The sequence below is a fragment of the Pseudomonas sp. 05T35 genome (assembly GCF_056396605.1).
The window spans coordinates 1-1858 of the sequence record NZ_JBFTLU010000641.1; the positions used below are offsets into that span (position 1 = coordinate 1).

Sequence of the window (1858 nt, forward strand, 5' to 3'; positions counted from 1 at the left end):
GGTCAGCGAGAACCCCGATCTGGACCTTGAGACGTTGCTGCATAAGCAAGCGTTTCTGGCGTTCGATCCGAAAGGCAGTGGCATTCACGGCCAGATTTACCGCGTCGCCCAAGGCGATGCCGGTAAACGCCTGACTCGCTACAAAGTGTCCCTGGTGCCGCAACTCGAATACCTGCGCCACCGCACCAACCAGCGCATCTACCAGCAGATGTCGGCGCCGAAAATCATCGCGCTGATCCTCGAAGAACACGGCATCAAGGGCAACGCCTACAGCTTCCAGCTGAGCCAGCCGTGCCCGGATCGCGACTACTGCGTGCAGTACGACGAAACCGATCTGCATTTCGTCCAGCGGCTATGCGAGGAAGAGGGCATTCATTACCACTTCCAGCACGACGCGAAGGGCCACAAACTGGTATTCGGCGACGACCAGACCGTGTTCCCGAAACTCGGTCAGCCCACCGCCTACGTACAGGGCAGCGGCATGGTCGCCGACGAGCCGGTGATCAAAGGCTTCACCCTGCGCCTGGAAACCCGCACCAACCGCACCACGCGCCGCGACTACGATTTCGAGAAGCCGCGCCTGCAACTGGAGGCGGCCTACAAACCCGACGGCAAAAGCGACGAGCCGGACCTGGAAGACTACGACTACCCAGGCCGCTTCACCGAGCGCGCACGCGGCAAGTTCCTCAGCCAGCGAGCGCTGGAACGCCACCGCGCCGACTACCAGCAAGCCGAAGGCCATGGCGACCAGACCACCCTGGTCAGCGGCCACTTCCTGGAGATCTCCGACCACCCGCGCACCGAGTGGAACGACCTCTGGCTGCTGACCGAAGTCATCCACGAAGGCAAGCAACCGCAAGTCCTCGAAGAGTCGGTGACCAGCGACACCACCGCCAACAAGGACGACTTTCACCAGGGCTACCGCAACCGCTTCCTCGCCACCCCGTGGGACGTGTTCTACCGCCCGGAGCTGCTGCACCCCAAACCCCGCGTGCTCGGCAGCCAGACCGCCCAAGTCACCGGCCCCAAAGGTGAAGAAATTCACTGTGATCAGTATGGCCGCGTCAAAGTGCAATTCCACTGGGACCGCGAAGGCCTGGCCGACGACAAAACCAGYTGCTGGCTGCGCGTCTCCAGCAGCTGGGCCGGCGACCGCTACGGCGCCATCGCCATCCCGCGCATCGGCATGGAAGTGCTCGTCACCTTCCTCGAAGGCGACCCCGACCAACCGCTGGTGACCGGCTGCCTGTACCACAAGGAAAACCAGGTGCCGTACGCCTTGCCGGCGAACAAAACCCGCAGCGTCTTCAAAACCCTCAGCTCCCCCGGTGGCGGCGGCTTCAATGAACTGCGCATCGAAGACAAAAAAGGCGCCGAACAAATCTTCATCCACGCCCAACGCGACTGGGATGAAAACATCGAGCACGACCAGAAAATCCGCGTCGGCAACGAACGCCACGACACCGTCGAAAAAAACACCTACACCGAACTCAAGGCCGAAGAACACCGCACCACCATTGCCGACCGAAAAGTCGAAACGCGGATGGACGACCACCTGACCATCGGCCAGAACCAACACATCAAACTCGGCACCGCACAACTGACCAGCGTCGGAAGAGAAATCCACCTCAAGGCCGGCGACAAAATGGTCATCGAGGCCGGATCGGAACTGACGATCAAGGGCGGTGGCAGCTTTATCAAGTTGGATGCCGGTGGTGTGACGGTGGTTGGGCCGGTGGTGAAGATTAACGCCGGAGGCTCGGCGGGGAATGGGACGGGGATCGGGATTAAGCCACCGGTGCTGCCGGGGGCGGCGGATAAGGATAAGGCGGGGAGTTTGATGGATCAGGCGTTGGGG

1 protein-coding gene is annotated in these 1858 nt (G+C 61.7%); it reads left to right on the forward strand.

Annotation, left to right across the window (positions count from 1 at the left end; all coding sequences use genetic code 11):
* Window positions 1-1858: type VI secretion system Vgr family protein (locus AC1DH9_RS28315; protein ID WP_477809250.1), on the forward strand; the 1858-nt coding region annotated here is incomplete at both ends.